The 576-nt window shown below is 49.3% G+C and carries 1 protein-coding gene; it reads left to right on the forward strand.

Annotated features, from left to right (window positions below):
- Positions 1-455: 455 nt before the first annotated feature.
- A partial coding sequence (locus tag HT737_RS32245) for a hypothetical protein (RefSeq protein ID WP_306287330.1) occupies positions 456-576 on the forward strand: 121 nt, incomplete at its 3' end.

A 576-nucleotide genomic window follows, 5' to 3' on the forward strand; every position in this document is an offset into this window, starting at 1 on the left:
CGCACTTGGGCGGCACGTTGGCGAGTCATCCTGGGTTCCTCACTCTTATTCGGTTGGGGCAGTGGAATCTGCCCGGGCTGAATTAGTTATTGCAGGCTGCATGCCAGTTTTTTCATTGAAAAATATTCAATAAAATCAAGAGCTTACAAGTAGTTAAAATTCAGCGACGGACGCATCCTGCACGATGGGTCGTCTACGGTCGTGCGGAATGCACGATTATTTCGTAGGAGATTTCATTCTTATGGAATTGAGAGCACGTCCTGGATGTCAGAAATGTACGCGGGGTTACCCCTGCGAATCGGTGATTGTTTAAAAACTCAACAAAATCAATGGATTGGCCGTTAAGGCAGGAGAGAGCTACCCTCCTATGGCTCGCATCGTTCAGAATCAACCATGCAACTTGCCCGATTTTTCCGGGACTAACCCAAGATCAATCACTATGGAGCGTAGGAAAAATGGAATCTGCCACTGAGCATCAAGGCCGCATTCTGCTGGTGGACGATGAGTCCGCCATCCTGCGAACCTTTCGTTACTGCCTCGAGGACGAAGGTTATACAGTGGCCACCGCCAACAGCG

Source organism: Pseudomonas sp. MD195_PC81_125 (genome assembly GCF_014060985.1).
GTDB lineage: Bacteria > Pseudomonadota > Gammaproteobacteria > Pseudomonadales > Pseudomonadaceae > Aquipseudomonas > Aquipseudomonas parakoreensis.